Origin of the sequence: Nonomuraea fastidiosa (assembly GCF_042751225.1) — a bacterium.
Classification (GTDB): domain Bacteria; phylum Actinomycetota; class Actinomycetes; order Streptosporangiales; family Streptosporangiaceae; genus Nonomuraea; species Nonomuraea fastidiosa.
Genome location: NZ_CP170570.1, coordinates 496,874 through 523,812, shown reverse-complemented (window position 1 = coordinate 523,812; position 26,939 = coordinate 496,874). Strand labels below are relative to the sequence as shown.

The window sequence follows — 26,939 nt, the reverse complement described above, 5'->3', positions numbered from 1 at the left end:
ACGATGCTCGTGGTCAGCAGGCAGTCGCGGTCGGCGGCCGGGCGGCTGCCGGTGGAGCGGGCGCTCGCGACGCTGCGTGAGGCCGGGTTCGACGGGGCCGGCGCGGTACGCGTGCTGCGCATGCTCATCGCCTACATCGTGGGCTCGCTGCTGCGGGAGGTCGGGGTGACACCGACGTTCGCGCCTGCGCAGACCGGGACGATCCGTGCGGACGGTGTGGATCCCGCGCTGTTCCCCGAGGTGACGTCGCTGGCGGGGCTGTTGGGGGAGTGCGATCACGAGGCGGAGTTCGGATTCGGGCTCGACCTGCTGATCAGGGCGGTCGAAGAGCGGGCCGGGAGGCGGGAGAGCGGAGCGGAGGAGGGCATCCGGTGAAGCGGCGCCGGATGCCCTCCGGAGCCTGCTAGTACCAGTTGTGCGATCTGAAGTGTCCCCAGGCGCCGCAAGGCCTGCCGTACCTCCCCTTGATGTAGGCAAGGCCCCACCGGATCTGCGTCTCCGGGTTCGACTTCCAGTCGCGGCCGGAGATGCGCATCTTCGTGGCCGGGAGGGCCTGCGGGATGCCGTACGCGCCGGATGACCGGTTACGTGCCCGGTGGTTCCAGTTGCTCTCCCTGGTCCACAGGTTGTCGAGGCAGCGGAACTCGCGGAGGTTCCACGAGCGCTGGACGACGTGTCCCAGGGCGATCTTCTTGTTCCTGTTGGCCGGCCGGATGGCCGAGATCTTCGGCTGGGCCGACGTGGTCCATGTCCTCACTTTGATCGGGTGCGTCTCGGCCGTGGCCTCGGTGACGCCCATGGCGGTGAATGCGCTGACAGAGATGAGTGTGCCGGTGAGCACGCGTTTGCTGTCCAAATCGATCCTTGCTGCCGGGCCGCGTGCGGACGGGCGCGCTCGAGGCGCGCCTTGCCGGTCCGCGCCCGTGGCTCGGGCGCGGAGGGTCCGCGCGGCCCTCCGGGATCCTGCTACCGCCCGATCGTGCTGGGCGGCCCGGAGGGCACCGCGACGTGTCCTTTAGCACGATTCCTATTACGCACGGTCACCATCGGTCACTCACAGTGACACTCGAAGGGCGGGTGTTTGTGTGATCGTTGCGGATAAAAGGCCCCCTCGCTGGAGCGGGATTGCACGCTCCGCTCCCGGGCTGGGCGGGCCTTGACGGAAAAAGCGAGCGAGCCTGGGGTTTGGCTCAGTACCAATGGTGGGACTGGAAGTGGCTCCAGGCCCGACACGGCGTCTTGTAACGCTGCTTGATGTAGCCGAGTCCCCAGCGGATCTGCGTGCGGGGATTGGTACGCCAGTCGCGCCCTGACGAGGCCATCTTGTGGCCGGGGAGCGCCTGCGGGATGCCGTAGGCGCCGGAGTGGCGGTTGCCCGCTCGGTGGTTCCAGCCGCTCTCTCGGGCCCAGAGCCTGACCAGGCACCTGAACTGGGCCGTGTCCCAGCCGCGCTTGGCCACCATGGCCTTGGCGATGGACTTGTTCTTGCTGCTGGTGGCCTGGGAGCTCTGCGCCTGTGCGGCCGAGGCGCCGCCGGTCGTCACGAGCGTGGCGGCCAGCACCAGAACGCCGGTACGGCGAAGCATGGGCATGCGGGTTCCCTTTCGAGGGGGTTTCACGGACCGCGCCACAGTGCCCGAGCGGTTCCCTTGACAGGGAATTGACCTTGTATACGAAGATCGTCAGTAAAGATCACGATATATACCATCTTCTGGGGATTTGTCCGGAAAATGAGGACTGTGTCACAAATCTGGCCCTGACTCGTTCTGTAGGGTCGGATCATGAGCCTCAGTGACATCCCGCTGCGCACTCTCGACGACGCCCCCACCACGCTCGGCGCCCTCACCTCCGGCGGTCCCGCCCTGATCGTGAACGTGGCCTCGCGCTGCGGCCTGACCCCGCAGTACGCCGCCCTCGTCGAGCTCCAGCGCCGCTACGGCCCCCGCGGCTTCACCGTCGTCGGCATGCCCTGCAACCAGTTCGCCGGCCAGGAGCCCGGCACCGCCGAGGAGATCAAGGAGTTCTGCGCCGCCACGTACGGCGTGGACTTCCCGCTGCTGGAGAAGGCCGACGTCAACGGCCCCGGCCGCCACCCGCTGTACGCCGAGCTGACCCAGGCGCCCGACGAGCAGGGCGAGGCCGGCGACGTGCAGTGGAACTTCGAGAAGTTCCTGGTGGACCGCGAGGGCAAGGTCGTGGCGCGCTTCCGCCCGCGCACCACGCCCGACGACCCGGCGGTCATCGCCGCGATCGAGAAACTCCTGTGAAGGCCTGATCGCCAAGCGTTACGAAGTCATGACGCTACGCGTGCGGGCCGGTGGGTAATCAACCCCGTTGTCGCTGGTCGGCCCGCAGGGAGCGTGATGACGATCAATCCGTATGCCGGCAACCCGTACGCGGGATCGCCCTTCACCTACGCCGCCGAGCCCGCCGTGTCGCCGTACGCGATCGTCGAGCTCATGCCCGGCGTGCGCAACCTGTGCGAGTACGCCCGCGTGGCTCCGGGTGACCGGGTGCTGCTGCTGATGGAGCACACCGTGGACCCGGTGGTGGTGCAGGCCATCGCCGCAGCGGCGGCGCTGCGCGACGCGGACGTGCGCATCCTGTCGGTGCCGCCGTTCAGCGCGGGCGGCTGGGACCGCGAGGCGCCGCTGCAGATCGAGACCGCCGCCTTCCACGAGGCCGACGTGGTGATCAGCGGCACCTGGTGGGGCGAGGTCCACACGGCGCCGCTGTTCTTCGACCAGATCAGGGCGCGCTCGGCCCGGTTCGTGTCGCTGCACATGACCGCGACGGCCGGCGCGCTGCTGACCGGCGCCCGGCTGCCCGTCGAGGTCTTCTACGCGCTGGTGGCCAGGGCGCTGCGGCAGCTCTCCACGGCCTCGTCGATCAGGGTGACCTCCGCGCGGGGCACCGACCTGACCTTCGGCGGCTTCACGTTCGAGGACCCCGGGCCCGGCGGGCTGCGGCCCGGCGACTGGCGGCCGTTCCCGTACGGGGGTGTCAACTTCTGGCCGACCGAGACCGAAGGCGTGCTCGTCGTCGAGGACTCCACGGTCACCGGCGTCCCCGAGGAGCCGCTGCGCATCACGCTCGAAGGCAACCTCGTCCGCAAGATCGAGGGCGGCGCGGCCGCCGCGCAGCTGCGCAGGTACGCGCCCGAGGGCTTCTACATGCGGCACGCGCTGTTCGGGCTCAATCCGAAGGTGCGGCTGGCCGGCGGCACCCAGTTTGAACGGGAGAAGCACGCCGGCGCCTTCTACTGCGGGCTCGACGGACTGACCGGCGGCGTGCCGGTGACGTCCGGGCCCGGCTTCGCCCACTGTGACTGCCAGGTGGACCGGCCGACCGTGGTGGTGGACGGCGAGCTGTTCGTCGAGGACGGGCGGCTGCTGATGCTGGACGAGCCGGAGATCAAGCTGGTGGCCGCCCGCTTCGGCCCGCCCGAGGTGATCCTCGACGACAACCCGGTGATGGTCCTGCCCCGCCGCTACACGGGCGGCGCCGCGTAACGAGAGCCGCCCGCCCGGCTCCTGAGCGTCGGGCCCCGCCCAGCGCACGGGTACCAGCGTCGCGTGAAAACGGCTCAGCGGCGGGGGCCGCAGCTACCCCGGACGATCAGCTCCGTGGGCAGCACCACCGAGCGCTGCCGCCGCCCGCCCGAGCGCAGCACCAGCTCGGCCGCCCGATAGCCCATGTCGCGTCCCGGCTGGGCGACGACGGTCAGCGGCGGTGAGCACAGCTCGGCCCAGGGCACGTCGTCGTACATGATGAGCGAGACGTCCCTCGGCACCCGCAGGTCCAGCTCCCTGGCCGCGAGCACGGCCGCCTCGCCGAGCACGTTTCCGCCCGCGACCACCGCCGTCAGGTCGGGGCGGCTCTGGAACAGCCCGGAGGCGGCGGCGTAGGCGGAGTCGCGGCTGCCGGTGCCGAACACGATCAGCTCCTCGTCCAGCGGCTCGCCCACCGCCTCCCTGAAGGCCGCGGCCCGCCGGTCGTGGCCTGGGCCGCCGATGAAGGCGATGCGCCGGTGGCCGAGCCCGCGCAGGTAGCGCACCGCCGTACGGATGCCGCCCCGGTCGTCGGCCACCACGGACGGCACGTCCAGCGGCTTGGCGCGGGCCGGAGGAGGCGCGGCGCCGTCGAGCAGCAGCAGGTCGTTGAGGGCGCTGACCGCGGGATCCTCCTCCACGGGCGGTGCGGCAGGCAGCCGGTCGGCGAAGACCACCGTCATGCCGGCGCGGATCGCCGGCGCCCAGCTCTCCTCGTCGCCGGACGGCACCGCGATGAGCCGGTCGACGCTCTGCTCCAGCAGCATGCCGATCAGCTCCGACTCCTGCTCGGGGTCGCCTCCCGTGGAGCCGATCACCACCGGCTCACCGGCCGAGCGGGCGCAGGCGAGCACGCCCTCGGCGAGCTGCGCGTGGAAGGTGTCGGTCAGGTCGGGAACGAGCAGGCCCATGCCGCCGGTGCGGCGCTGGCGCAGGTTGCGGCCGAGCGCGCTGGGGCGGTAGTCGAGCTGCGCGGCGACGGCCAGAACGCGCTCGCGGGTCTGCGGGCTGGCCGAGCCTCCCGACAGCACCCGGGAGACGGTGGCGACGCCCACGCCGGCCGCCTCCGCCACATCTTTGATCGTCGCCCGCTTCGCCATGGAAACGATTCCATCATGGTTTCCGGTAAAGGAAAAGGTTTAGAGACGACAAAGGCTGGTCATGCCGTAACCCTTGACACTCATGTCCGTTTCGGGTGAGATGCTTGAAAACGTATCCACGCAAGTGGGAAACGGGACCAACATCCGGGCTGCAGCCCTGGAGCGCGAAGGAATGTCATGGCATCCATCGTTCTGACGAACGTCGACAAGGTCTACGCCGGTGGCGTCAAGGCCGTGAACGGACTCAACCTTGAAATCAAGGACGGCGAGTTCATGGTGCTCGTCGGCCCGTCCGGTTGCGGTAAGTCGACCGCGCTCCGGATGATCGCCGGCCTGGAGGACATCAGCGCCGGTGAGATCGCCATCGGCGGCAAGGTGGTCAACCACCTCCCGCCGAAGGACCGCGACATCGCGATGGTCTTCCAGAACTACGCGCTGTACCCGCACATGACGGTCGAGGAGAACCTCGCCTTCGGCCTCAAGCTCCGCAAGATGCCCAAGCCGGAGATCCAGAAGCGGGTCAACGAGGCCGCCAAGATGCTCGGCCTGGAGACCTACCTCAAGCGCAAGCCGGCCGCGCTCTCCGGTGGTCAGCGTCAGCGTGTCGCCATGGGCCGCGCCATCGTGCGTGAGCCGCAGGCGTTCCTCATGGACGAGCCGCTGTCCAACCTGGACGCCAAGCTCCGCGTCTCCATGCGCGCCTCGCTCAACCAGATGCACGAGCGCCTCGGCGTCACCACCGTCTACGTCACGCACGACCAGGTCGAGGCCATGACCCTCGGCGACCGCGTCTGCGTGCTCCGCGACGGCATCCTCCAGCAGGTCGACACCCCGCAGAACCTGTTCGACAAGCCCGTCAACCTCTTCGTGGCCGGCTTCATGGGCTCGCCCGCGATGAACTTCGTCACCGCCGAGCTGGTCCGCACCGACGACGGCCCCGCGGTGGCCTTCGCCGACGTCAAGCTGCCGATCCCCGAGTCGACCTTCTCCGACAAGCCGGGCCTCGACCAGTACATCGGCAAGAAGATCATCCTGGGCATCCGTCCCTCCGACTTCGAGGACGCCGCCTCCGCCGGCAACCACGCCAACGGCTGGGCCACGCTGCCCGTCAAGGCGGAGGTCACCGAGGAGCTGGGCTCCGAGATCAACGTCCTGTTCCTGATCGACGCCCCGCCGGTCGAGCACAAGGACACCGTGGCCGCCGCCGACGCCGGTGACGACGACGACGCCTCGCTGCCGCTGTCGGGCGACAAGTCCCTGTGGACCGCCCGCGTCAACGCCCGCAGCCACGTGCGCCCCGGCCAGCAGATCGACCTGGTCGTCGACACGCACAACATGCACTTCTTCGACGCGTCCTCGGGTCTGGCCATCGGTCACGAGGCCAACCGCTGAGGCACCGGCCTCCCATTCCCGGTCGCGGCTAGACGCCCGCGACCGTCCGGGCCCCCACCGCGACCCCCTCCCGCGGCGGGGGCCCATTCTTCTTCAGAGCCCCCGGCGCGTGTACGGCGCGGCGGCCCTCAGCGGCCGATCCGCTGCGACACCTTCTCCTGCACGCTGCGCGGTACGAGCCTCCCGACCGCCACGATCGTCTTGTAACGCAGGTCGGGGATCGACACCCGCTTGCCGAGCGCGAGGTCCCGCATCGCGGCGCGCACCACGTCGTCCGCCTTGAGCCACAGGAAACCCGGGATCGACGACGTGTCCATCGACGCACGCTGGTGGAACTCGGTCCTGACGAAACCGGGGCACAGCGCCATGATCTTGATGCGCGGGTTGCCCACCTCGGCGGCGGCCGACTGGCTGAAGTTCACCACCCACGCCTTCGAGGCGCTGTAGGTGCCCCGGGTGAAGAACGCCGCCACCGACGCCACGTTCACGATCGCGCCGCGGTCGCGCTCGCGCATGCCGGGCAGGGCCGCAAGCGTCAGCCGCAGCACCGCCTCGCAGTGCACCCTGAGCATGCGCACCTCGCGCTCGGCGGGAACGTCGGGGAAGTGGCCCGCGTTGCCGAAACCGGCGTTGTTGATCAGGAGATCGACGCCCTCGCGCACGCGTGACTCCACCTTGGCCAGGCCCTCCTCGGTGGCCAGGTCGGCGGGCAGCACCTCGACGGGAACGCCGTATCTCAGCTTCAGCTGGTCGGCGGTGCGGGCAAGACGGAGCTCGTCCCGGGCCACGAGGACGAGCGAAAACGCGTCGGCGGCCAGGCGCCGGGCGAAAGCGGCGCCGATCCCAGAGGTGGCGCCGGTGATCAGTGCGGTAGGCATGTCTGAACCCTAACGTTCGTGGCAGGATGAGGCCCGTGCGCCTCGTCGCGGCCGTGAGCTCCTCAGCGCTCCTGCCCGGTGCCCTGCCGGCACGCACGCCGGCCGCCCCGGCTCCCGGCACGCCGCCGCCCGCCCCACCACGGCCAGGACCTCGGCACGAGAACGCCTGGCAGGAGGCCGACCGGCAGCCGGCCGGCGCGAAGGGCGGCGCCGGGTTCTGTGCGGTGAGGACGCGGGCGGCGAGCTTTACGCGCTCAGCCTGCGGGGTCCGCTCGATCGCGTCGATCCTGCCTGACGCGTTCGATCAGCGACTCGACCTGGTCGTTCAGCTTCGCGCCGCGGGCCCAGCCGGCGTAGTGGGTGAGGAAGATCACCACCTCGCGCAGCTCCGCCTCGTTCAGCTCTCCGGCGCGCAGGGCGACGTCGAGCTGCACGTCGAGCAGGTCATGCAGGCCCTGGCCGACGAGCAATCCGAGCAGGAGCAGCCGGCGCTCCCTGACCGACAGCACCGGACGTGACCAGACCTCGGCGAAGATCCGCTCGGCGGTCATGCCGAAGGAGTCGACGGTCTCCATGGCGGGTTCTGTCATTGCGCACTCCGCGGGTGTCGGAAGGGATCCTCATATCTTTCGCTACTTCCCGAGATGAACCAATGGGAGGTTGCATGAACGTTGGAACTCCGCGTTGCGAACCCGCCCCCGGCCCTCGGATGCCGTATCTCAAGTAAAGCCAACGCGCGGCCAAGATTTGGTCAAGAATTTCTGCGCGCAATCGGGCCTCAATCCGCGAGAAACGGGCACAACCTCTGCGGTGATCCGTTAAGCGGAGGTAAGCCCTGGTGAAGACGGCACGGGCCGCGCTCGCGCATGCCCGGCGCGGGTTCGTACACGCTGCTCGGGGCGGCGTCGAGACGTATCTTCCCGGCGACATCACGACCCGTTTGCGGGACGTGTGGGGGCAGGACCACGTCGTCGAGCGCGTACGCGAGGACATCGTCGTCCTCGAACGGCCCGACGAGATCGAGCGGCGCGGCGGGTACGTGCCCGGCGGCCTGCTGCTGTGGGGGCCGCCCGGCACCGGCAAGTCGCTCTTGGCCGAGGCGGTGGCAGGGGAGACCGGCAAGCCGTACGTGTACGTGGACTCGAACACGTTCATGGGACTCGGCGTCCTCAAGGTCAGGTTCCTGTTCAGGAGGCTGCGCGGGCTCGCAGCGCGCCATGGCGGCGTCGTCGTCTTCTTCGACCAGGCGGACGCGCTCGGCGGCTCCGGCGTCCTGCGATCCCTCACCGCCGAGCTGACCGGGCTCACCAGGCCGCGCGGGTTCGTCAACCGGCTGGTCCGTCCGCTGCTCGGCATGCCGCCCGAGCCGCCGCCCGCGTACCGCATCTTCGTGATCATGGCCGCCGGGCGGCCCGACGCGCTCGACGAGGCGCTGCTGCGGCCCGGCCGTATCGACCGCGTCTACCAGGTCGGCCATCCGTCCAAGGCCGGGCGCGTGCGCATCTTCCAGGGATGCCTCGGCAAGGTGGCGCACCAGCTGACCGCCGAGCAGATCGACAGGCTCGCCGCCGTCACCCCGTACGCCACCGGCGCCGAGATCAAGGACCTCGTCAACGAGGCGCTCATCGCCGCCATCGGGGCCGGACGGGAGGTCATCACCTGGTCTGACATGCTGCGGGCCAGACGGCTCAAGCGGTTCGGGGCGGCCGAGGAGGTCGAGCGCGCCGAACGGCACGCCCTGGCCGTGCACGAGGCGTGCCACGCCGTCATCGCGTACGTCACCCGCCCCCACCGTGATCTCGACGTCGCCACCGTCGAGAAGGGCACCTGCCACCTCGGTCCGGTCAGGACAGAGGAGGCCCGGTGGAAGTCCGATCACGAGGCCGACATCATGGTCGCCCTCGCCTCGCTGGCGGGTGAGCGCATGTTCTTCGGCGGCGACAGCTCCTGCGGGGTTTCCGAGGACCTGTACGCCGCCACGTACCTGATGGCTTCGATGGAGTCGCGCTGGGGGATGGGCACCGGCCTCGCCTCCCTGCCCGCGCTCCAGAAGCTGGAAATCAGGCCCGCGCCCGGCGCCGTCGGCGAGCGTGTCGAGGCCGGCCTCGCCCGGCTGCTCGAACGGACCGGGGAGCTGCTGCGGGAACACCGCCGCGAGGTGCTGTGCCTGGCGCACGCGCTGGAGACGCACGGGACGCTCGACGGTGACGACGCCGTCGCGGTCATCCGCGCCGAGCGGGGGCCGCTGATCGACGGCACCGTGTACGCCTCCGACGCGTTCTACCAGGCGCTGGAGGACTACCACCGGGACGCCGTCAAGGCGCACTGGGCGCACAGCCCGATCGACAGGGATCCGCCGGTGCCGCCCAGCACCGCCCTGCCGCCCGGGGCCGTCCTGCCACCGGGTGCCGCCCTGCCGCCCAAGGCCGCCGTGCCGCCCGGGGCCGCCGTGCCGGGGGACCGGCCGCAGTTCGTGCCCTGGGCCGCCGCGGCGCCGCCCCGGCAGCCGTTCGCCCAGCGGCCCGGACGACCGTCCGCTCGGCCACCCGGGCAGCCGGCTCAGCCGTCGGCCCCGCCGGCGGTTCCGGCGACGGCTCCGGCGGCGGCGGGGGCCGGGTCGTCGGTGTGGCGGCGGACCGCCGGGCGGGTCTGGGCCGTCGTCGCGAGCGCCCTCGTCCTCGTCCTGCTCTCCCTGCTCACCGCGCTGGCCGTCACGGGCACGCTGTCTCGCACCGGCGGTGTCGCCGAGCCGGGCGGCAGGGCGGGCGTCACCATCGTCGGGGCGGGCGGTGATGCGGTGGCCGAGCCCGGCGTCCCGTCAGCGGGGCTGCTGTTCGTGCTGTTCGTGGTGATCGTGGCGGTGATCGTCGGCGCGGGGCTGGCGTACGCGGCCGTGAGACGCATGCGTACGGCGCAGCTCGCCGCAGAACGCGAACGCGACCAGGCGCACGCACGCGCCCAATTCCTGGCCGCCACGCTGGACCCGGCCACGGCCATGCGCCTGCTCGGCTACGACGGCACCGGACGTACGTGAACGAAACCGCACCGAAGCGAGGTCAGCGCTCGGCGACCACGATCATGCGGCGGCTGTCCATCGTGAGCGGCCCGCCGTCCGCGCCGAAGCCCCGCACGGCCGCGAACCCGGCGTCGAGCAGCCGGTCGCGCAGCTCGGGGAAGGTGAACATGCGCACGGAGTACGGCACGTGCCGCACCCGTCCGTCCCGGACGACCGTCCGCTTGACCACGTTCCTGCTGGTGAGCAGATCGAGCCGGTAGCGGTCGATGAGCAGGTCGCCGTCGCGCTCGACCACCGTTGACGCCTGGTAGGTGCGGACGACGGCGGCGTAGTTGTTGAGGTCGAGCGCGAGCCTGCCGCCTGGTTTGAGCGCCGCGGCGGCCTGGGCGAGCACGCGCCGGTCATCGGCGTCGTCGAAGTAGCCGAACGCGGTGAACCAGCTGACGACGCGGTCGAAGCGGCCCGTCCACGGCAGCCGCCGCATGTCGCCGTGGACGTAGTCGACGGTGACGCCGAGCTCGCCGGCCGTTGTGCGGGCGCGGTCCAGGAAGGGCTGCGAGGAGTCCAGGCCGGTGACGCGGCAGCCGCGCGCGGCGAGCCTGTTGGCGATCCGCCCGTGGCCGCAGGCGAGGTCCAGCACCTCCATGCCGGGCCGCAGATCGAGCAGCCGCCAGACCAGATCGGTCTGGCGTCGCCGCGGGCGTCGAGGTGGTCGGCGAAGAAGTAGAGATAGTCGTCTCCGAAGAGACCTTCGGCGTCGAACGCGGGCTCTGTCACGGCGCTCCCCTCTGTCTCCTGCCGCTGAACCGTACGGGTCCCATGGTGGGATGGCCGCCGTATCGGGTACAACCCTGCGAGGAGTACGCGCACGCGAGCAGTCGCAGCCCCCACGACGGCCCGGCCAGCCGTGGGGGAGCCCGATGGACGTATCAGCGGCGGTGTGGTGGCTGACGATCCTGGGGATCGTCGCGCTGCTGGCGTTCGACTTCTTCTTCCACGTCCGCAAGGCGCACGTGCCCACCCTGCGCGAAGCGACCATCTGGTCCGCCCTGTACGTCGGCATCGCGCTGCTGTTCGGCGTGGGCGTGTGGTGGTTCGGCGGCTCGGAACCGGGCGCGGAGTACTTCGCCGGTTACGTGACGGAGAAGGCGCTGTCGGTGGACAACCTGTTCGTCTTCCTCGTCATCATGAGCAGTTTCAAGGTGCCGCGCGCCGACCAGCAGAAGGCGCTGCTGTTCGGCATCGTCTTCTCGCTGCTCGCGCGGAGCGCGTTCATCGTGCTGGGGGCCGCGCTGATCAACCTGTTCGCCTGGGTTTTCTACGTGTTCGGCCTCGTGCTGCTGATCACCGCGGGCAACCTGCTCAAGCCGGAGGGGGAGGAGAGCCACTCACCGGACAACCTCATGGTGCGTACGGCGCGCAGGCTCGTGCGCACCAGCCAGGAGTACGACGGCGACCGGCTGTTCACCACCCGGAACGGGCGGCGCGAGATGACCCCGATGCTGCTCGTCATGATCGCCCTCGGCGGCACCGACATCCTCTTCGCGCTCGACTCCATCCCCGCGATCTTCGGCCTCACCCAGAACGTCTACATCGTCTTCACCGCCACCGCGTTCTCCCTGCTGGGCCTGCGCCAGCTCTACTTCCTCATCGACGGCCTGCTCGACCGCCTCATCTACCTGACCTACGGCCTGGCCGTCATCCTCGGCTTCATCGGCGTCAAGCTGATCCTGCACGCGCTGCACGAGAACAACGTGCCGTTCATCAACGACGGCCAGCCGGTGAAGGTCGTCGAGATCAGCACCGGGCTGTCCCTCTGCGTGATCATCGGCGTGCTGGCGATCACCGTGATCGCCTCGCTGCTCAGCCCGCGCGGGCGCTCCCGCAACACGGTGTCCAGGGTCCGCCGCCACGCCCAGCAGTACCTGGACATCGAGCGCGACCCGGAGGTACGCGAGGAGATCTACCGGCGGCTGCTGGACGAGGAGGCCCGGTTGCGCGCGCTGCCGGCCAGGCACCGCGACCTCGTGGACGACCGGCTGATCTCCCTGGTGCGCCGCGCCCACGAGGAGCACGACAGAGCCTGACCGGCGCCTGACCGGGGCTCAGATGCGGATGCCGAGCCGGGCGATCGGCTCGACCAGCTCCTCCTCCTCGTACGCGAAGTGCGACGACAGCACCTGCACCAGCCGGTCCACCCCGGCCCGCACCTGCTCGATCGCGGCCGGATCAGCGAGCAGCGCCACGCACGCGGCGTCGAGCTCGCCGAGCATCTCGGCGATCACCTCGTGCTCCTGCTCCAGCTTCTTGATCACCGGCGCCAGCGTCGAGTCGCGCTCCAGGATCGCCGGGAACATCGACTCGTCCTCGATCGTGTGGTGCACGGTCAGCAGCCGGTTGAAGGTGGCGCAGAACGTGCCCAGCGTCCAGTGGTTCTGCCGCACGCTCAGCCGGTTGATCGCCGAGCGCAGCGCGCCCGCGTCCCCCTGGCCCGCGGCCACCTGCTCCACCGCGTCCTGGACCTGCCGCAGCTCCTGCCGGTAGCCGTTGTGCACCTGCACGAGATGCCGGCCCATGCGCAGCTGCCCGGGCGTGAGCGCGGCCGGGTCCCGCTTGGGCATGCGCGGACGGCCGTCCTCGTCGAGGGCGGCCCAGGCGGGCGCGGGAGAAGAGAGTGTGACGGGCGCCTCGGCCGGCTCCCCGGCGCGCCGCGTTCCCTGGCCGTTTCCTTGGACACGGCCTCGCGCACGGCCGGCGCCACCTCTTCGGCGAACGCCCGCAGGTCCCGCTCGGCGTCCTCGCCCGGCGCCAGCACGAACCCGGTCATCCCCACCTCGAACACCAGCTCCGTGAGCTGCTCCGCCCACAACGCGGCAGGCCCCTCCAGGAACCCGCGGCCCGGCAGCGGCGAGAACACGCCGCCCACGTTGTAGACCTTGCGGATGCCGGCCGGGTCGCGCCCCGCGTCCTCGGCCGCCGCGTCCAGCACCTTCGCCTGCCTGGCCACCGCCTCGGGCGGGCTGTGGAAGGACGAGGTGAGCCAGCCGTCGCCCATCCGCCCGGTCAGCTCCAGCATCCTGCGCTTCATCGCACCGATCCAGATGCCGATCGGGTGCGCGGGCAACGGCCCCGGCTTGGCCCCGCGCAGCCGATGATGCGTGCCCTCGAACGTCACCGGCGCGCCCGGCGTCCACAGCGCCCGCAGCACGGTGACGGCCTCGGCCAGCGCCTCGATCGACTCACCCGGAGACAGCCGCCGCCCGCCCATCGCGGCGATCGCGTCCCAGAACGCCCCCGCGCCCAGCCCCAGCTCCACCCGGCCGCCGCTGAGCAGGTCGAGCGAGGCGGCAGCGCGCGCCAGCACGGCGGGCGGCCGCAGCGGCACGTTCACCACGTCGGGCACCAGCCGGATCCGCTCCGTACGCGCCGCCACCACCGACAGCAGCGTCCACGTGTCCAGGAACCCCTCCTGATACGGATGGTCCTGGACCCCCACCAGATCCAGGCCGAGCCGGTCGGCCAGCGTCACGTGGCGTAGCAGCCGCTCGCGCCCCTCGGCCTCCGGCGACAGGAACGCGCCGAACCACAGATCGTGCATGTCGAAATCCCCCCGAGACGATGTTCGCACGCCCCCGTGAACCGCCGCCCGCTGCCCTCCGTCTTGAGGGTGTGCTTCGATCTCGCGCGCCGCTGACCGCCGCCCTGCTCCTGACCTGCGTCGCCTGCGGCGGCGGGGTGGAGTGCACGGCGATCGGCACCCCGGTGGGGGTGGGCGTCACGGTGCGCGCGGCGCTCGCCGCCCGCGCGCAGGCGGCCGAGCTGGAGGTCTGCTGGGACGGCTCCTGCAGGCGCACCCGCACCGAGCTGCTGCCCAGCACGCGGGCGAGCGGGCAGACGTGCTCTGGCGACACGTGCGCGGCGACGGCCGTGCCGACCGGCGACACGCACGGCTTCGCCGGCGTCGCCGGGCTGCCCACGCGACCGGTGGAGGTACGGCTCACGCTGCTCGACGCCGGATCGCGGCCGCTGCTCGAGGGCAAGGTGCGGGCCACCCCCAAGGAGCGCTATCCCAACGGGCCCCGGTGCGGCGCGGGTGGCCCTAACACCACTGTTACAGTCGGGGCCGATGGGAACATGCAGGCGGAATCCTGATTAACACGGCGTTCACATCAGAGCAAAAACCGGGAAACGGCTGTCCGTAAGACTCGGCGTGGCTTGAGAAGAACCCCGAAAGGACCGCCGTGAGCTATAAGGCTGAGTACATCTGGATCGACGGCACCGAGCCGACGGCTCTGCTGCGCTCGAAGACGAAGATCCTGGCTGACGGGGCCGAGCCGCCGGTCTGGGGGTTCGACGGGTCCAGCACCAACCAGGCCGAGGGTCACTCCTCCGACCGCGTGCTCCGGCCCGTGTTCGTCTGCCCCGACCCCATCCGCGGCGGCGACAACAAGCTCGTGCTGTGCGAGGTCGAGGAGATCGACGGCACGCCCCACGCCAGCAACACCCGCGCCCTGCTGCGCCCGGTCGCCGAGCAGTACGCCGCCCAGGAGTCCTGGTTCGGCATCGAGCAGGAGTACACCTTCTTCAAGGGCAGCCGCCCGCTCGGCTTCCCCGAGGGCGGCTTCCCCGCCCCGCAGGGCCACTACTACTGCGGTGTCGGCGCCGAGGCCGTGTTCGGCCGTGAGATCGTCGAGCTGCACCTCGACCGCTGCCTCGCCGCCGGCCTGAAGATCTCCGGCATCAACGCCGAGGTCATGCCCGGCCAGTGGGAGTTCCAGGTCGGCCCGGCCGGCCCGATCGAGGTCGCCGACCACCTCTGGGTCGCCCGCTACCTGCTCTACCGGACCGCCGAGGAGTTCGGCGTCGAGGCCACCCTCGACCCCAAGCCCGCCCGCGGCGACTGGAACGGCGCCGGCGCGCACACCAACTTCTCCACCAAGGCCATGCGCGAGAGCTACGACGCCATCATCACCGCCTGCGAGGCGCTCGGTGAGGGCGACAAGCCGATGGAGCACGTCTCCCAGTACGGCGCCGACATCGAGCTGCGCCTGACCGGCCACCACGAGACCTCGCCGTGGAACAAGTACTCCTACGGCGTGTCCGACCGCGGCGCCTCGGTGCGCATCCCGTGGCAGGTCGAGGTGGACAAGAAGGGCTACATCGAGGACCGCCGCCCCAACGCCAACGTCGACCCGTACGTGGTCACCCGCCTGCTGGTGAGCACCTGCTGCGCCGCCCTGGAGAAGGCCGGCCAGGTCTGACCCCGGCGATCTGACGCGTTGCCCTGCTTGACGGGCCCCTCGCGGGAGCGGGGGCCCGTCAGCGCGTTTTCAGGCCAGGCGGAAGTCCAGGTCGGGGACGATCTCCGCGACGTCCATCTGCGCCTTCTGCAGCCGGCCCGAGTGGTCCCAGTTCATCGCCTGCCAGCGGGTGAACTGATCCAGCACCCACATGCCGGACTGGCGGCTGCCGTTGCCCGACTTGCCGTTGCCGCCGAACGGCAGGTGCGCCTCCGCGCCCGAGGTCGAGTTGTTGACGCTGACCATGCCCGCCGAGATGCCCTCGCGGAAGCGGAAGGCGTTCTTGGCGTCGGTCGTGTAGATCGAGCTGGACAGGCCGTACCCGGGCAGGTTGGCCAGCTCGATCGCCTCGTCCAGCGTCGAGAACGACGTCACGCCCACGATCGGGCCGAACGTCTCCTCCATGAACAGCCGGTCACCCGGCCGCACGCCGTCCACCACCACCGGGTGGTAGTAGAGCCCGTCAGCGCCGTCGAAGTCGCCGCGCGGGTTGTCCTTCGTGATGCGGCCCTTCGCGGCCGTCGCCACGCGGTGATGCGGCTCGATCCAGGTCAGGTACTCCTCGTAGCGGTCGGCGAACTTCTGGTCGAGCAGCGGCCCGGCCAGCACGTCCTCGCGCGGATCGCCGATGCGGGCGGCGTCCACCGCGCGTACGAACCGCTCGAGGAACGCGTCGTGGACGCTCTCGTGCACGATCACCGTGCCGAGGCTCGTGCAGCGCTGGCCCGCCGTACCGAACCCCGAGAACAGCGCGCCCTCCACGGCCAGGTCGAGATCCGCGTCCGGCATGATCACCATCGGGTTCTTGCCGCCCAGCTCCAGGCAGGGCGACTGCAGGTGGCGACCGGCCAGCTCGCCGATCTTCCTGCCGACCGCGCTCGAACCGGTGAAGCCCACCTTCTGCACGCTGCCCGCCTCAAGGGCCAGCTCCAGGCCCCTGAACGTCTCCGCGCCGTCGGCGAACACGATGTTCAGCACGCCGTCGGGCAGCCCGGCCGCCACGAACAGCCGGTACATCGCGTGGGCGGAGGCGGCTGCGTACTCGGCGGGTTTCCACACCACCGCGTTGCCGCACAGCAGCGCCGGCACCAGGTACCACGACGGGACCGCCACGGGGAAGTTGCCCGCCGTCACCACCGCCGCCACACCGACCGGCGTGCGGAAGGTGAACAGGTTCTTGTCCGGCATCTCCGACGGGACCGTCTGCCCGTACAGCCTGCGGCCCTCGCCGAGGAAGAAGTCACAGGTGTCGACGATCTCCCTGACCTCGCCGAGCGCCTCACCGTACGGCTTGCCGATCTCCTCGGTCACCAGCGCCGCCAGGCGCTCGGCGTTCGCCTCCACCAGACGCCCGATCGAGGCGATCACCCGGCCGCGCACCGGCGCGGGCACCTTGGCCCACTCGCGCTGCGCCTCCTTGGCCGTACGGCAGGCGGCGGCGAACGTCTCGGCGTCCGCCAGCCCGACCCGGGCCACGATCTCGCCGGTGCGGGCGGGGTTGATGGAGTCGTACGTGGACGCGGACTCCGCGTCCTTGCCACCCACGATGGAAACGATCTGACGGCTCACCGCTGCCCTCCTCATAGTTCCTTCGGCTAGACAATCATCTCGCCGCAAAAAACCCAAGGTGGGTCGGGCGGGCGCGCCTTGCCGGGGTGGGCGTGCGACTTCCCGGCCGAGGCGAGGACCGCGATGCGGTCAGGTGCCGCGCACGCCCCGAGGGTGACAGGCGACGGCGGGATGCACCTTCGAGAGGGCCGGTTCGGCGACGCGATCATGCGTTCGACAGGATGAGCTTGGCGACGCGGCGCGGCACGCCCTCCGACAGCAGCGAGTGCCCCATCCCCTCGACCGTCTCCAGCCGCGCGCCCGGGATCGCGGCGGCCAGCGCCTCGCCGTGGGGGAGCGGGAGCAGCGGATCCTCGGTGCCGTGCACGACCAGCGTGGGCGCCTTGATCCGCGAGAGCGGTGCGCGCCTGTCGTCGCTCAGCACCCGCCCGGCCAGGTCGTGGTTGGCCGCGGCGGCCGGGTTCTCCGCCTCGTCGTGGGCGTACTCGGCCAGGCGCCGCGCCGCGTCCTCGTCGAACGGCAGCGCGTCGCCGCTCAGCACCCGCCACGTCTCGACGCCCGCCGCGATGCTCTCCTCGCGGGTGGTGCGCGGGGTCGTCGCCGCCGTCTTGAGGTGGTCGAGGAAGCGCGGGTGGGGTGGCGGCAGCGTGCCGGGGTCGGGGTCCTGGCCGGCCAGCGCGCGTGCCCAGATGGGGCCTTGGTCGACGTTCATGGGCGTGCTCATGACGAGGGTCAGCGCCGTGACGCGTTCCGGCCGGTGCACGCCCAGCCACTGCGCGACCGCGCCGCCGAGCGAGGCCCCGGCGATGTGGGCGGCGCCGATGCCGTACGCGTCGAGCACGGCCACGGCGTCACCGGCGAGGTCGGCGAGCGCGTACGGGTGGGCGGAGAAATCGACCCAGTCGGAGCGGCCCGTGTCGCGGTGGTCGAACCGGATCACCCGCCGCCCGCCGGACACCAGAACCTCCACCAGCTCGTCCGGCCAGCCGGGGCCCGGGGTCGAGGTGCCCATGACGAGCAGCACCGCCGGATCGGCCGGATCGCCGGAGCGCTCGGTCCACAAACGCAGGTTCCCGGAATTGATGAATCGTGCTTCGTCGGCTGCCATGGCCGCGAATATAACCGCTAATTCTGCATTCATCGAATAAATGCAGAATTAGCGGAATTCGTGATATAATAGATTTACCAAGAACGGGAGGTCGGGACCGCCGCCATCGACTCGGAGATGTCGCGGTTCGTCATCGCCGCCAGCTGTCCGGCCAGGTCGGACAGCGCGCGGGAGACCGCCAGCTCGTCCCCGATCCGCGGCACGGCCGGGTCCGACGGGTTTCTCCGTGCGTGGCCCCTTCCTTCCACCCGCTGGCCGCCGGTGGTGGTCAGCGTCGCCCGTGCCGAGGTGTCATCGCCGACCTCGTCGAGCGCGATCCGTACAATCCATTCCTTCGTCTCCATGACCAACACCTCCACCCAGCCGCCTTCCCATGCGGATCCCCTTAAACCTGTCCGCGAAGATCGGCGCCAGGTGCTTGTGCGGGGCGGCGCGGACACGGGCGTACTGATCGGAGCGGATGAGCCGAACCCGGCGGAAGACGGGCTGCCGTAACGCCTGCCGTCAGGTGGAGACGCCTGGGCGCGTCAGGCGGAGGCGCTTGGGGCGTGTCAGGCGGAGACACGGTTGGGGTGCGGTCAGGTGGAGGAGCTGGGTGCGCGTCAGGTGGAGACGCCTGGGCGCGTCAGGCGGAGAAATCGGCGAAGTCGAAGCCTGGGGAGACGATGCAGCTCACCAGCACCGCCTCGTCCCCGGCCGGGCGCGCCGACTGCCAGACCCCGCCCGGCACGATCGCCTGCGGCACCTGGCCGTTCTCGACATCGGGGCCCAAGGTGACCACGGAGTCGCCGATGGTCAGCGCCAGCGGCCCACCCCGATGCCACAGCCACAGCTCCGTCGAGCGCACCACGTGCGGCACGGACTCCTCGCCCGGGTGGAGCAGGAAGTAGATGGCGGTGGCGCTGGCCCGCTCGCCCGGATAGCCGTCCGGCGTGAACGTCACCGGCGACCGCCACGTCTCCCTGAACCAGCCGCCCTCGGGGTGGGGCAGAAGATCGAGGGCAGCGGCGATGGGCGGCCGCTCGACGAAGGCGACGGGGGCGCCGGTCACGTCTCTGCGCAGAAAGCGACCGTCGAGGACGAGCTGGCCTTCCAGATCGCCGGCCAGTGCCTCCGCCTCGTCCGCCACCTCGATGGACGGGCCGTCGGGGTAGATCCGCAACTCCACACGCCGAGTTTAGGACGTACCACCTCGATCAAGGACGAGACCTGACCTATCTGCCCGTACAAGCGACGGATCACGGCCGGGTGCACCAGGGCGGAGCCGGCCACGACGGCTTCTCTGAGGCCCGGTCCACCGCTGGCGCCGGGACTCGGGTCCGAGGGTGGGTCGGTCACCTCCCCGACAAGCGCCACGAATCGAGCCGGCGACTTGACTGGGTCGGCCGACCACGGCTGTAGGGGCGCCGGCAGGGGTGGTCGAACCGGAGAGATATGGGCGGGTTCGTGAGGTGGTGAGGAGGCTGGTCACGGCTGGAAAACAGGGCCGGGAATTGTCGGTGCGGCTGGCTAGTCTGCGGCAGGTGATCGAACGGTGGAGCCGTGATCAGGTCCTCGCACTCGCCCCCGATGCCTCGTCTCGCAAGGCGGCGCAGGGCGTGGCCGCGCCCGGGAAATGGCCGGTGCGCGGCCGTACGGGCATGGTCGTTTACGGCGAGTGCAAGGGCAGCGGCGCCAAGCCCTACCTGGCGTGCGTCGACCTGAGCGAGCCCGCCTACCGCTGCAGCTGCCCGAGCCGGAAGTTCCCGTGCAAGCACGCTCTGGGGCTGCTGCTTCTGTGGTCGGAGGAGGCGGTGCCGGGTCAGGAGGCGGCGCCGCAGTGGGTGACGGAGTGGCTCGACGCACGCGCCGAACGCGCCGCCCGCCGCAAGACCGCCGCCTCGAAGGCCACCGATGGGCAGACCGCTGTCTCAGAGGCCGCTGATGGACAGACCGCTGTCTCAGAGGCCGCTGATGGGCAGACCGCAGTCTCGGATACCGCCGAGCCTGGGACCGCTGTCTCAGAGGCCGCCGAGGGGCGGACCGCTGTCTCGGAGGCCGGCGGGTCGGGGACCGCGATCCCGGAGGTCGCCGCGCTTAGGACCGCCGTGCCGGAAGAATCCGCGGTGAGCACCTCCGCCCGGGAGGTCGCCGAGACGAACACCGCCGCTGATTCCACGAGTGCCGTGTCGGCCGGGGATGGCGAGACCGCGAGCGTGACCCCCGGCGGTGGGCCGGGTGGCGGCAGGGGTGAGGCGGGCTCAGGCGGGCGAGGTGGTTCGCGTGGCTCGGGGGCGGAGTCCGTACGTCATGGGCGGGTCGCCGCCGGGCTGGCCGAGCTGGAGCGGTGGCTGGCCGACCAGGTACGCCAAGGTCTGGCGGTGGCGGCCGAGCACGACTGGGAGGGTCTGGCCAAGCGGCTGATCGACGCTCAGGCGCCCGGAGTGGCCGGCATGGTGTCGCGGCTGGCCCGCGTACGGGCCGAAGAAGGCTGGCCGGGGCGGTTGCTGGAGGAATACGCCCTGCTCAACCTGCTCGCCGTCGCCTACCGCCGGAGGGCCGAGCTGCCGCCGGACCTCGCGCGTACGGTGCTCATCCGCGTGGGGTTCCCGGTGACGAAGGAGGAGGTGCTGGCCGGGCCGGTGGTCCGCGATGTGTGGCACGTCCTGGGCCGGCGTGACGAGACGCAGGACCTGCTGACGGCCCGCCGGGTGTGGTTGCGCGGCCGTCACACGGGGCGGGCCGCTCTGATCCTGTCCTTCGCTCCCCAGGGCCGGCCGCTGGACGCGTCCCTGGTGACGGGCACCGCGATCGACGCCGACCTGGCGTACTACCCGGGCGCCGCCCCACTTCGAGCCCTGGTGGCGACCCGTTACGCCGTGGCAGCGCCTCGCCCGGCCACGGCGGCCCGTGCGATGGCGCAAGGACTCGCGGGGCCCGGTTCGGTGCCGCCCGCATCCACGGCGGCGGGGACTGGTTCGGTGCCGTTCGGATCGGCGGTGGCGGGGACTGATTCGGTATCGCCTGGATCGGCGGTGGCGGAGGCCGGTTCCGTGCCGCCGGGGATGACGGTCGCCGAGGCGCTCGACGAGATCGCCGGAGTGCTGGCCGAGGATCCGTGGACCGAGTCCTGGCCGCTCGTACTCAAGGACGTGATCCCCGACCGGCGCACCCTCGGCGGCCTCCCGCTGCACCCGCGCTCCATCGACCCGTGGCGGCTCATCGCCGTCTCCGGCGGGCACCCGCTGACCGTGGCCGTCGAATGGACCCCGGTCGGGCTGCGTCCCCTGACCACCTGGGACGAAGAGGGAACGACGGTGATCTTGTGACCGGCCGAGACGACGAACGAACGGGGGCGCCATGACCGGATGGGACGACCTGACCTCGACCGCGCTCGTGGGCACCGACCGCCGCCCGTACACCGGTGACCTGCTGGAGGCAGCGGCCGTGGAGACCGTACGGCGGCGAGCCGGCGCTAGCACCCCCGGCGAGCACACGCCCGACGGCGGAAAGCCGAGCGATGGCGCGTCCGGCGAAGAACGGAAAGCCGCCGAAGAACGCGGAGCCGGCGAAGGGCGGGAGCCGGGCGGTGGCCGGGCGCCGGAGGAGGAGCGGGCGGCCATCGGGCGGCGGGCGGCGGAGCGGCTGCGGCGGATCCTCGACGGCGAGCACGAGCGCCTGCTGCCCGAGTGGCTGGCCGCCGCGGCGGCGACCGGCCGCAGGGTGCCGCCGTACGTGCTGCCCGAGCTGCTCGATCGCGGCCGGAGGGACCGTTCGATACGGGTGCACCTCGGCGTGCTGGCCGGGCAGCGGGGCCGCTGGCTGGCCGGGCTCAACCCGGCGTGGGACTACCTGCTGGACGAGCCCACCGGCGAAACGTGGGAGCTGGGCGGCGCCGCCGACCGGCGCGCCCACCTGAGCGCGCTCAGGGCGGCCGACCCCGGCCAGGCGAGGGCGCTGCTGGAGAGCACGTGGGAGCAGGAGGCGCCCGACGACCGGGCCGGGTTCGTGGAGGTGCTGGCCGAGGGGCTGAGCATGGCCGACGAGCCGTTCCTCGAGCAGGCGCTGGACGACCGCCGCAGGGAGGTGCGCCAGGCCGCCGCCAACCTGCTGACCCGTCTGCCGTCCTCCCGCATGTCCCGGCGCATGGCCGAACGGCTGCGCGCCTGCGTCACGATCGACGGTGACGTCATCGCCGTCGAGGCGCCTGCGTACTGCGATAAGGAGATGGAACGCGACGGCATCCGCCAGAAGCCGCCCCGCGGCATCGGCGAGCGCGCCTGGTGGCTGCAGCAGATCATCGCGCGCGCCCCGCTCAGCGCATGGGGCCACCGGCCCGCCCGGCTGCTCGCCATGAAGATCCCCGACTGGGACGCCGACGTGAAGAGCGCCTGGGTGCGCGCGGCGGTCTTGCAGCGCGATCCGGAGTGGGCGCGGGCGATGTTCGGCTGGGACCCGATCGCCGACCTGCTGGTCGCCCTGCCGCCGGAGGAGCAGCAGGAGCTGGCGGCCAGGTTCGTCGCAGAGCACGACCTCGACAGCCAGCTCATCATGGTGCTCGGCGGGGTGTCGTCCCATTGGGGCGAGGGCCTGGCCACGGCCGTCCTCCGCAAGATCGTGAAAGTGAACACCACGCAGCCGTGGAACCTCGCCGAGCTCGTCAAGCTGGCCGGCGAGCACATCGACCCGGCCCTGCACGAGCTGGCCGAAGACTTCTCACCGGCCGAACCCGTCCAGAAGGTCGCCTCCCTGCTGCGGTTCCGCGCCGACATGTACAAGGAGCTCACCCGATGACCGTTCTGCGCCCGCACGCGGAAGACCAGTACGCCGAGGAGCTGGCCCTCCTCGCCAAGGACGACGACCGTCCAAGGCCACCGGGCTGGAAGCTGTCGCCGTGGGCGGTGACCACGTACATCATGGGCGACGGTGACCACATCACCCCTAAATACGTGGGTGCGCGCCGCATCGTCGAGGTCGCCGTCGCCACCCTCGCGACCGACCGCGCGCTGCTGCTGCTCGGCGTGCCCGGCACCGCGAAGACCTGGCTGTCCGAACACCTCGCCGCCGCCATCAGCGGCGACTCGACGCTGCTCGTGCAGGGCACGGCCGGCACCGCGGAAGAGGCCATCCGGTACGGCTGGAACTACGCGCGGCTGCTGGCCGAAGGCCCGTCGCTCGACGCGCTCACCCCGTCGCCGGTGATGCGCGCCATGGCCGAGGGCCGGGTGGCCAGGATCGAGGAGCTCACCCGCATGCCGTCCGATGTCCAGGACGCGCTGATCACCGTACTGTCCGAGAAGACGCTGCCCATCCCGGAGCTCAACCGCGAGGTCCAGGCCCAGCGCGGCTTCAACGTCATCGCCACCGCCAACGACCGCGACCGGGGCGTCAACGAGCTGTCCAGCGCGCTGCGCCGCCGCTTCAACACCGTCGTGCTGCCCGTGCCCGCCACCGCAGAGGAAGAGGTCGACATCGTCGCCCGCCGCGTCGCCCAGCTCGGCCGCTCGCTCGAGCTGCCCGAGACGACCACAGGGCTGGCGGAGATCCGGCGGGTCGTGACCGTGTTCAGGGAGCTGCGCAACGGGGTGACCGAGGACGGCCGCACCAAGATCAAGTCGCCCAGCGGCACCCTCTCCACCGCCGAGGCCATCTCCGTGCTGACCAACGGCATCGCCCTGGCCGCCCACTTCGGCGACGGGGTGCTGCGCCCGTCCGACGTGGCCGCCGGGATCGTCGGCGCGGTGGTGCAGGAGCCGGTGTCGGATCGGGTGGTGTGGCGGGAGTACCTGGAGACGGTGATACGCGAGCGTACGGACTGGCATGACTTCTACCGCGCCTGCCGCGAGGTGTCATGACCATCTCACCTCTGCCCTCGTCTTCGGCTCCCGGCACCGGGTCCGGCGTCCCTGGGCCCGGCGACGCCCCGGCAGGTTGTGCGTCGCCCGCCGCTTCACCGGCCGGTCCGCCTCCGCTCGGTGTCACTGCGGAAGGTGTCGCTGCGGCCAGTGGCGCTTCGACTTCGTGCGGTGCCGAGTCCGACAGTCCCGGCTCGGGGCGCGGCGTTTTCGACGGTGGTGCCGTGTTCGACGGTTCCGGCTTGGGGCGCGGCGTTTTCGACGGTGGTGCCGTGTTCGACGGTTCCGGCTTGGGGCGCGGCGTTTTCGACGGTGGTGCCGTGTTCGACGGTTCCGGCTTGGGGCGCGGCGCTTTCGACGGCGATGCCCGGAGTGCAGCGGGTGGCGGGACGCCGGGTGCCTTAGGTCCGGGAGCGGAGGCACTGGGTGGCGCGACGCAGGGTGTGACGGCCCTTGACGGAGAGTCGGATGGCGATGGGGTGATACCGGGATCGGCGGACGACGGCAGGGTGACGACCGATGGCAGGGTGCTGCCTGGCACCGGGTTTGGTGGCGCGGAATCCGGAGGCGGGGACCCGCGGGTGTCCGTCCTTGGCGTGCGGCATCACGGCCCCGGGTCGGCGCGGGCCGTGCGGCGGGAGCTGGAGCGGCTGCGTCCCGACATCATCCTCATCGAAGGCCCGCCCGAAGCCGACGCGCTGATCGCGCACGCGCCCGGCCTCGAGCCGCCGGTCGCGCTGCTCGCCCACGTGCCAGGGGCGCCGTCGCGCGCGGCGTTCTGGCCGTTCGCCGCGTTCTCGCCGGAGTGGCAGGCGATCCTGTACGGCACGTCCGCCGGCATCCCGGTCCGCTTCTGCGACCTGCCCGCCGCCCACTCCCTCGCCGAAGACCCCGGTGAAGAGCCCGCCGAAGCCCTGGCGAGCGGTCCCGCCGAGGGGCAAGCAGGCGGCTCAGCCGAGGCTCCGGCAGGTGGACGAGCCGAGGGGGTGGTCGGCGGGCGGGCCGGGGAAGCGGCCGGTGGAATAACCGGCCCCTCGCCTGGCGAGCTAGCCGGAAGGCCGGGCAACGGCGACGTCGGGAGGCCGGGTGGCGGGCTGGCCGGGTCGGGTGACGGCGTGGCCGGGAGGCCGGGCGGCGAGGCCGGGGATACGGGCGGCGAGGCCGGGGATACGGGCGGCGGGGCCACGCAGGACCCTCGCGAGCAGCCAGCGGCCCAAGCAGGCCCCGGCAAAGCGCGTATCGACCCCATCGGGGCGCTGGCCGCGGCGGCCGGGTACGACGATCCCGAGCGCTGGTGGGAGGACGTTGTCGAGCACCGGGGCGTGGTCGAGCACCGGGGCGGTGACACGCCGTTCGCGGTGATCGCCGAGGCCATGGCCGCCGTACGCGAGGGGTACCGGCCGGACGAGCGGGAGGCCAGGCGCGAGGCGTACATGCGCAAGACCATCCGTACGGCGCTCAAGCAGGGTTTCACCCGGATCGCGGTGATCTGCGGCGCCTGGCACGTGCCCGCGCTCACCGCCCCGTTCCCGCCCGCCGCCGCCGACAACGCGCTCCTGCGCGGCCTGCCGAAGGTGAAGGCGGAGCTGACGTGGGTGCCGTGGACGTACGGGAGGCTGGCGTCCTGGAGCGGCTACGGCGCGGGGATCACCTCGCCCGGCTGGTACCACCACCTGTTCGAGGCCCGGGACCGCCCGATCGAGCGGTGGCTGGCACAGGCGGCGGAGGTGCTGCGCGACGAGGGGCTGGCGGTGTCGTCGGCGCACGTCATCGAGTCGGTACGGCTCGCCGAGGCCCTCGCCACGCTGCGCGGCCGCCCGCTGGCGGGGCTCGGGGAGGTCACCGAGGCGGCCAGGGCGGTGCTATGCGAGGGCGACGACCTGGCGGTGGAGCTGATTCAGCGGCGCATGGTGGTCGGCGACCGGCTCGGGCACGTCTGCGACGGCGTACCGATGGTGCCGCTCCAGCGTGACCTGCGCGACCGGCAGCGGAAATTGAAGCTCAAGCCCGAGGCGCTCGACCGGGAGATCGACCTCGACCTGCGCAAACCGCTCGACCTCGGCCGCAGCAACCTGCTGCACCGGCTGCGGCTGCTGGGGGTCGGCTGGGGCACGCCGGGGCAGGCGCGCGGGAAGGGCACGTTCAGGGAGACGTGGACGCTGCGGTGGCGGCCGGAACACGACCTCGCGCTCATCGAACACGCCGCCCTGGGCACCACCGTGGTCGCCGCCGCCGCGCAGCGCGCCCGCGACCTGGCGGCGACCGGGACGGCGACGCTGGCGGACCTGACGGGGCTGGTGGAGCAGTGCCTGCTGGCCGACCTGCCGGAGGCGCTGCCGGACGTTCTGGGCGCTCTGTCGGCCAAGGCGGCACTCGACACCGACGTCACCAAGCTGATGGCGGCGCTGCCCGCGATGGTGCGTGCCCACCGTTACGGCGATGTGCGCGGCACGTCGGCGGAGGGGCTGGAGGCGATCGTCCGGTCGATGCTGGAACGCATCTGCGTCGGCCTGCCGGTCGCGGTGACCGGCCTGGACGACGACGCGGCCGCCGACCTGCTCAAACATGTGGACGCGGTGCATTCGGCGGTCGCCCTCCTCGACGCCCCCGACGCGGGCACTCCCGCAGGGCGGGCCGTCAGTGCCGCCGGGGCTCCTCCGGCGGGCGGTGCCGCACGGGACGAGGCTCGCGGGAGCGGGACGGCTCGGGGACGGTGGATGGCGACGCTGCGCGGTATCAGCGATCGCCAGGACCTGCACGGGCTGATCGAGGGCCGGCTCGCGCGAATCCTGCTGGACGCCGGTGAGCTGCACGACGCCGGTGACCGGATGGCCAGGGCGATGTCCCGGGGGCAGGCCCCGGCGCGGGCGGCAGCCTGGGTGGAGGGGTTCCTGGCGGGCGGCGGGTTGTTGCTGGTGCACGATCCGCGTCTGCTGGGGCTGGTCGACGAGTGGCTGACGGGGTTGTCCCGCGAGCAGTTCACCGACGTGCTGCCGCTGCTGCGCCGCACGTTCGGCGCGTTCGCGGCACCCGAACGCAGGGCCGTCGGCGAGCGCCTGCGTGCGGCGGGTCGCGACGAGGGTGCGGGCCGGGACGACGTGGACGAGCGCCGCGCCGCCCCCGCCGTCGCCACCGTCCTGTCGATCCTCGGCGGGACGGCACCCGCAGCGAGGTCACGCGGATGATCGTCA

The 26,939-nt window shown here is 71.6% G+C and carries 24 protein-coding genes; 12 read left to right on the top strand and 12 right to left on the bottom strand.

What is annotated here, in order from left to right; all coding sequences use genetic code 11:
• Positions 1 to 3 precede the first annotated feature (3 nt).
• Complete coding sequence (locus tag ACFMQL_RS02290; protein ID WP_364067550.1) at positions 4 to 375, top strand: TetR/AcrR family transcriptional regulator C-terminal domain-containing protein; 372 nt, start codon at positions 4 to 6, stop codon at positions 373 to 375.
• A gap of 28 nt (positions 376 to 403) precedes the next feature.
• On the opposite strand, the gene ACFMQL_RS02285 is transcribed toward ACFMQL_RS02290, so the two are convergent.
• Both ACFMQL_RS02285 and ACFMQL_RS02280 read right to left on the bottom strand, forming a co-directional pair.
• Positions 404 to 856 carry a transglycosylase SLT domain-containing protein gene (locus tag ACFMQL_RS02285; protein WP_364067552.1) on the bottom strand — a complete coding sequence of 151 codons (453 nt, stop codon included), beginning with the start codon at positions 854 to 856 and terminating at the stop codon, positions 404 to 406.
• A gap of 334 nt (positions 857 to 1,190) precedes the next feature.
• Positions 1,191 to 1,592 (bottom strand): transglycosylase SLT domain-containing protein, encoded by a 402-nt coding sequence (locus tag ACFMQL_RS02280; protein WP_364067553.1) that lies wholly within the window; start codon positions 1,590 to 1,592, stop codon positions 1,191 to 1,193.
• A 189-nt stretch (positions 1,593 to 1,781) separates the two neighbouring features.
• On the opposite strand from ACFMQL_RS02280, the gene ACFMQL_RS02275 reads away from it, so the two are divergent.
• Positions 1,782 to 2,267, top strand: coding sequence for a glutathione peroxidase (locus ACFMQL_RS02275; RefSeq protein ID WP_364067555.1), 486 nt, complete (start codon positions 1,782 to 1,784; stop codon positions 2,265 to 2,267).
• 96 nt (positions 2,268 to 2,363) lie between these two features.
• Positions 2,364 to 3,512 (top strand): hypothetical protein, encoded by a 1,149-nt coding sequence (locus ACFMQL_RS02270; RefSeq protein WP_364067557.1) that lies wholly within the window; start codon positions 2,364 to 2,366, stop codon positions 3,510 to 3,512.
• Positions 3,513 to 3,586: 74 nt separating this feature from the next.
• Here ACFMQL_RS02270 and ACFMQL_RS02265 read toward each other — a convergent pair whose 3' ends face one another.
• A complete protein-coding gene (locus ACFMQL_RS02265; protein WP_364067559.1) occupies positions 3,587 to 4,651 on the bottom strand; it encodes a LacI family DNA-binding transcriptional regulator in 1,065 nt (354 codons plus the stop codon).
• A gap of 177 nt (positions 4,652 to 4,828) precedes the next feature.
• On the opposite strand from ACFMQL_RS02265, the gene ACFMQL_RS02260 reads away from it, so the two are divergent.
• A complete protein-coding gene (locus ACFMQL_RS02260) occupies positions 4,829 to 6,043 on the top strand; it encodes a sn-glycerol-3-phosphate ABC transporter ATP-binding protein UgpC (protein ID WP_364067561.1) in 1,215 nt (404 codons plus the stop codon).
• Positions 6,044 to 6,171: 128 nt separating this feature from the next.
• Here ACFMQL_RS02260 and ACFMQL_RS02255 read toward each other — a convergent pair whose 3' ends face one another.
• Together ACFMQL_RS02255 and ACFMQL_RS02250 are read right to left on the bottom strand one after the other, a co-directional pair.
• A complete protein-coding gene (locus ACFMQL_RS02255) occupies positions 6,172 to 6,921 on the bottom strand; it encodes an SDR family oxidoreductase (RefSeq protein ID WP_364067563.1) in 750 nt (249 codons plus the stop codon).
• 254 nt (positions 6,922 to 7,175) lie between these two features.
• Positions 7,176 to 7,511 (bottom strand): carboxymuconolactone decarboxylase family protein, encoded by a 336-nt coding sequence (locus ACFMQL_RS02250; protein WP_364067565.1) that lies wholly within the window; start codon positions 7,509 to 7,511, stop codon positions 7,176 to 7,178.
• Positions 7,512 to 7,759: 248 nt separating this feature from the next.
• Here ACFMQL_RS02250 and ACFMQL_RS02245 point away from each other — a divergent pair, with 248 nt between their 5' ends.
• Positions 7,760 to 9,955, top strand: coding sequence for an AAA family ATPase (locus tag ACFMQL_RS02245; RefSeq protein ID WP_364067567.1), 2,196 nt, complete (start codon positions 7,760 to 7,762; stop codon positions 9,953 to 9,955).
• Positions 9,956 to 9,977: 22 nt separating this feature from the next.
• On the opposite strand, the gene ACFMQL_RS02240 is transcribed toward ACFMQL_RS02245, so the two are convergent.
• Positions 9,978 to 10,976 (bottom strand): methyltransferase domain-containing protein, encoded by a 999-nt coding sequence (locus tag ACFMQL_RS02240; protein WP_378784365.1) that lies wholly within the window; start codon positions 10,974 to 10,976, stop codon positions 9,978 to 9,980.
• Here ACFMQL_RS02240 and ACFMQL_RS02235 point away from each other — a divergent pair.
• Complete coding sequence (locus ACFMQL_RS02235; protein WP_364067572.1) at positions 10,858 to 12,024, top strand: TerC family protein; 1,167 nt, start codon at positions 10,858 to 10,860, stop codon at positions 12,022 to 12,024. The two genes, ACFMQL_RS02240 and ACFMQL_RS02235, sit on opposite strands and share 119 nt — an antisense overlap.
• A gap of 18 nt (positions 12,025 to 12,042) precedes the next feature.
• On the opposite strand, the gene ACFMQL_RS02230 is transcribed toward ACFMQL_RS02235, so the two are convergent.
• Both ACFMQL_RS02230 and ACFMQL_RS02225 read right to left on the bottom strand, forming a co-directional pair.
• Positions 12,043 to 12,447 (bottom strand): hemerythrin domain-containing protein, encoded by a 405-nt coding sequence (locus ACFMQL_RS02230; RefSeq protein ID WP_378784364.1) that lies wholly within the window; start codon positions 12,445 to 12,447, stop codon positions 12,043 to 12,045.
• Positions 12,384 to 13,535: an LLM class flavin-dependent oxidoreductase gene (locus ACFMQL_RS02225; RefSeq protein ID WP_378784363.1), complete on the bottom strand. Its 1,152-nt coding sequence runs from the start codon at positions 13,533 to 13,535 to the stop codon at positions 12,384 to 12,386. The genes ACFMQL_RS02230 and ACFMQL_RS02225 overlap by 64 nt, the downstream gene beginning before the upstream one ends.
• A 71-nt stretch (positions 13,536 to 13,606) precedes the next feature.
• On the opposite strand from ACFMQL_RS02225, the gene ACFMQL_RS02220 reads away from it, so the two are divergent.
• On the top strand, positions 13,607 to 14,089 hold the full coding sequence (locus ACFMQL_RS02220; RefSeq protein WP_378784362.1) for a hypothetical protein: 483 nt from the start codon (positions 13,607 to 13,609) through the stop codon (positions 14,087 to 14,089).
• 89 nt (positions 14,090 to 14,178) lie between these two features.
• Positions 14,179 to 15,198 (top strand): glutamine synthetase, encoded by a 1,020-nt coding sequence (gene glnII / locus ACFMQL_RS02215; RefSeq protein ID WP_364067578.1) that lies wholly within the window; start codon positions 14,179 to 14,181, stop codon positions 15,196 to 15,198.
• A gap of 69 nt (positions 15,199 to 15,267) precedes the next feature.
• On the opposite strand, the gene ACFMQL_RS02210 is transcribed toward glnII, so the two are convergent.
• The 4 genes from ACFMQL_RS02210 to ACFMQL_RS02195 all read right to left on the bottom strand — a co-directional run bounded on the left by ACFMQL_RS02210 (position 15,268) and on the right by ACFMQL_RS02195 (position 19,082).
• The gene (locus tag ACFMQL_RS02210) at positions 15,268 to 16,806 is read right to left on the bottom strand and encodes an aldehyde dehydrogenase family protein (RefSeq protein WP_378784359.1); all 1,539 of its coding nucleotides are present in this window, start codon (positions 16,804 to 16,806) and stop codon (positions 15,268 to 15,270) included.
• Between the two features lie 205 nt (positions 16,807 to 17,011).
• Positions 17,012 to 17,914 carry an alpha/beta fold hydrolase gene (locus ACFMQL_RS02205; protein WP_378784358.1) on the bottom strand — a complete coding sequence of 301 codons (903 nt, stop codon included), beginning with the start codon at positions 17,912 to 17,914 and terminating at the stop codon, positions 17,012 to 17,014.
• A gap of 74 nt (positions 17,915 to 17,988) precedes the next feature.
• Entirely contained in the window at positions 17,989 to 18,258 is a 270-nt protein-coding gene (locus ACFMQL_RS02200; protein ID WP_364067584.1) for a DUF1876 domain-containing protein, read from the bottom strand.
• Positions 18,259 to 18,539: 281 nt separating this feature from the next.
• On the bottom strand, positions 18,540 to 19,082 hold the full coding sequence (locus tag ACFMQL_RS02195) for a cupin domain-containing protein (protein ID WP_364067586.1): 543 nt from the start codon (positions 19,080 to 19,082) through the stop codon (positions 18,540 to 18,542).
• A gap of 355 nt (positions 19,083 to 19,437) precedes the next feature.
• Here ACFMQL_RS02195 and ACFMQL_RS02190 point away from each other — a divergent pair, with 355 nt between their 5' ends.
• The 4 genes from ACFMQL_RS02190 (at position 19,438) to ACFMQL_RS02175 (ending at position 26,933) form a co-directional block, all read left to right on the top strand.
• Positions 19,438 to 21,222 (top strand): SWIM zinc finger family protein, encoded by a 1,785-nt coding sequence (locus tag ACFMQL_RS02190; RefSeq protein WP_378784357.1) that lies wholly within the window; start codon positions 19,438 to 19,440, stop codon positions 21,220 to 21,222.
• Between the two features lie 31 nt (positions 21,223 to 21,253).
• Positions 21,254 to 22,687, top strand: a complete 1,434-nt coding sequence (locus ACFMQL_RS02185; protein WP_378784356.1) for a DUF5691 domain-containing protein — start codon at positions 21,254 to 21,256, stop codon at positions 22,685 to 22,687.
• The gene (locus tag ACFMQL_RS02180; protein WP_364067590.1) at positions 22,684 to 23,748 is read left to right on the top strand and encodes an AAA family ATPase; all 1,065 of its coding nucleotides are present in this window, start codon (positions 22,684 to 22,686) and stop codon (positions 23,746 to 23,748) included. Before ACFMQL_RS02185 ends, ACFMQL_RS02180 begins: the two co-directional genes overlap by 4 nt.
• A 581-nt stretch (positions 23,749 to 24,329) precedes the next feature.
• On the top strand, positions 24,330 to 26,933 hold the full coding sequence (locus ACFMQL_RS02175; protein WP_378784353.1) for a DUF5682 family protein: 2,604 nt from the start codon (positions 24,330 to 24,332) through the stop codon (positions 26,931 to 26,933).
• The last annotated feature ends 6 nt before the right edge of the window (positions 26,934 to 26,939 follow it).

Coding starts and splice junctions, on each gene's coding strand:
- ACFMQL_RS02290 (WP_364067550.1), top strand. CDS start 4: ATGCTCGTGGTCAGCAGGCAGTCGCGGTCGGCGGCCGGGCGGCTGCCG.
- ACFMQL_RS02280 (WP_364067553.1), bottom strand. CDS start 1,592: ATGCCCATGCTTCGCCGTACCGGCGTTCTGGTGCTGGCCGCCACGCTC.
- ACFMQL_RS02275 (WP_364067555.1), top strand. CDS start 1,782: ATGAGCCTCAGTGACATCCCGCTGCGCACTCTCGACGACGCCCCCACC.
- ACFMQL_RS02270 (WP_364067557.1), top strand. CDS start 2,364: ATGACGATCAATCCGTATGCCGGCAACCCGTACGCGGGATCGCCCTTC.
- ACFMQL_RS02265 (WP_364067559.1), bottom strand. CDS start 4,651: ATGGCGAAGCGGGCGACGATCAAAGATGTGGCGGAGGCGGCCGGCGTG.
- ACFMQL_RS02260 (WP_364067561.1), top strand. CDS start 4,829: ATGGCATCCATCGTTCTGACGAACGTCGACAAGGTCTACGCCGGTGGC.
- ACFMQL_RS02255 (WP_364067563.1), bottom strand. CDS start 6,921: ATGCCTACCGCACTGATCACCGGCGCCACCTCTGGGATCGGCGCCGCT.
- ACFMQL_RS02250 (WP_364067565.1), bottom strand. CDS start 7,511: ATGACAGAACCCGCCATGGAGACCGTCGACTCCTTCGGCATGACCGCC.
- ACFMQL_RS02235 (WP_364067572.1), top strand. CDS start 10,858: ATGGACGTATCAGCGGCGGTGTGGTGGCTGACGATCCTGGGGATCGTC.
- ACFMQL_RS02240 (WP_378784365.1), bottom strand. CDS start 10,976: ATGGTCGCTTCGCGCAGGGTGGGCACGTGCGCCTTGCGGACGTGGAAG.
- ACFMQL_RS02225 (WP_378784363.1), bottom strand. CDS start 13,535: ATGCACGATCTGTGGTTCGGCGCGTTCCTGTCGCCGGAGGCCGAGGGG.
- ACFMQL_RS02205 (WP_378784358.1), bottom strand. CDS start 17,914: ATGGCAGCCGACGAAGCACGATTCATCAATTCCGGGAACCTGCGTTTG.
- ACFMQL_RS02200 (WP_364067584.1), bottom strand. CDS start 18,258: ATGGAGACGAAGGAATGGATTGTACGGATCGCGCTCGACGAGGTCGGC.
- ACFMQL_RS02185 (WP_378784356.1), top strand. CDS start 21,254: ATGACCGGATGGGACGACCTGACCTCGACCGCGCTCGTGGGCACCGAC.
- ACFMQL_RS02180 (WP_364067590.1), top strand. CDS start 22,684: ATGACCGTTCTGCGCCCGCACGCGGAAGACCAGTACGCCGAGGAGCTG.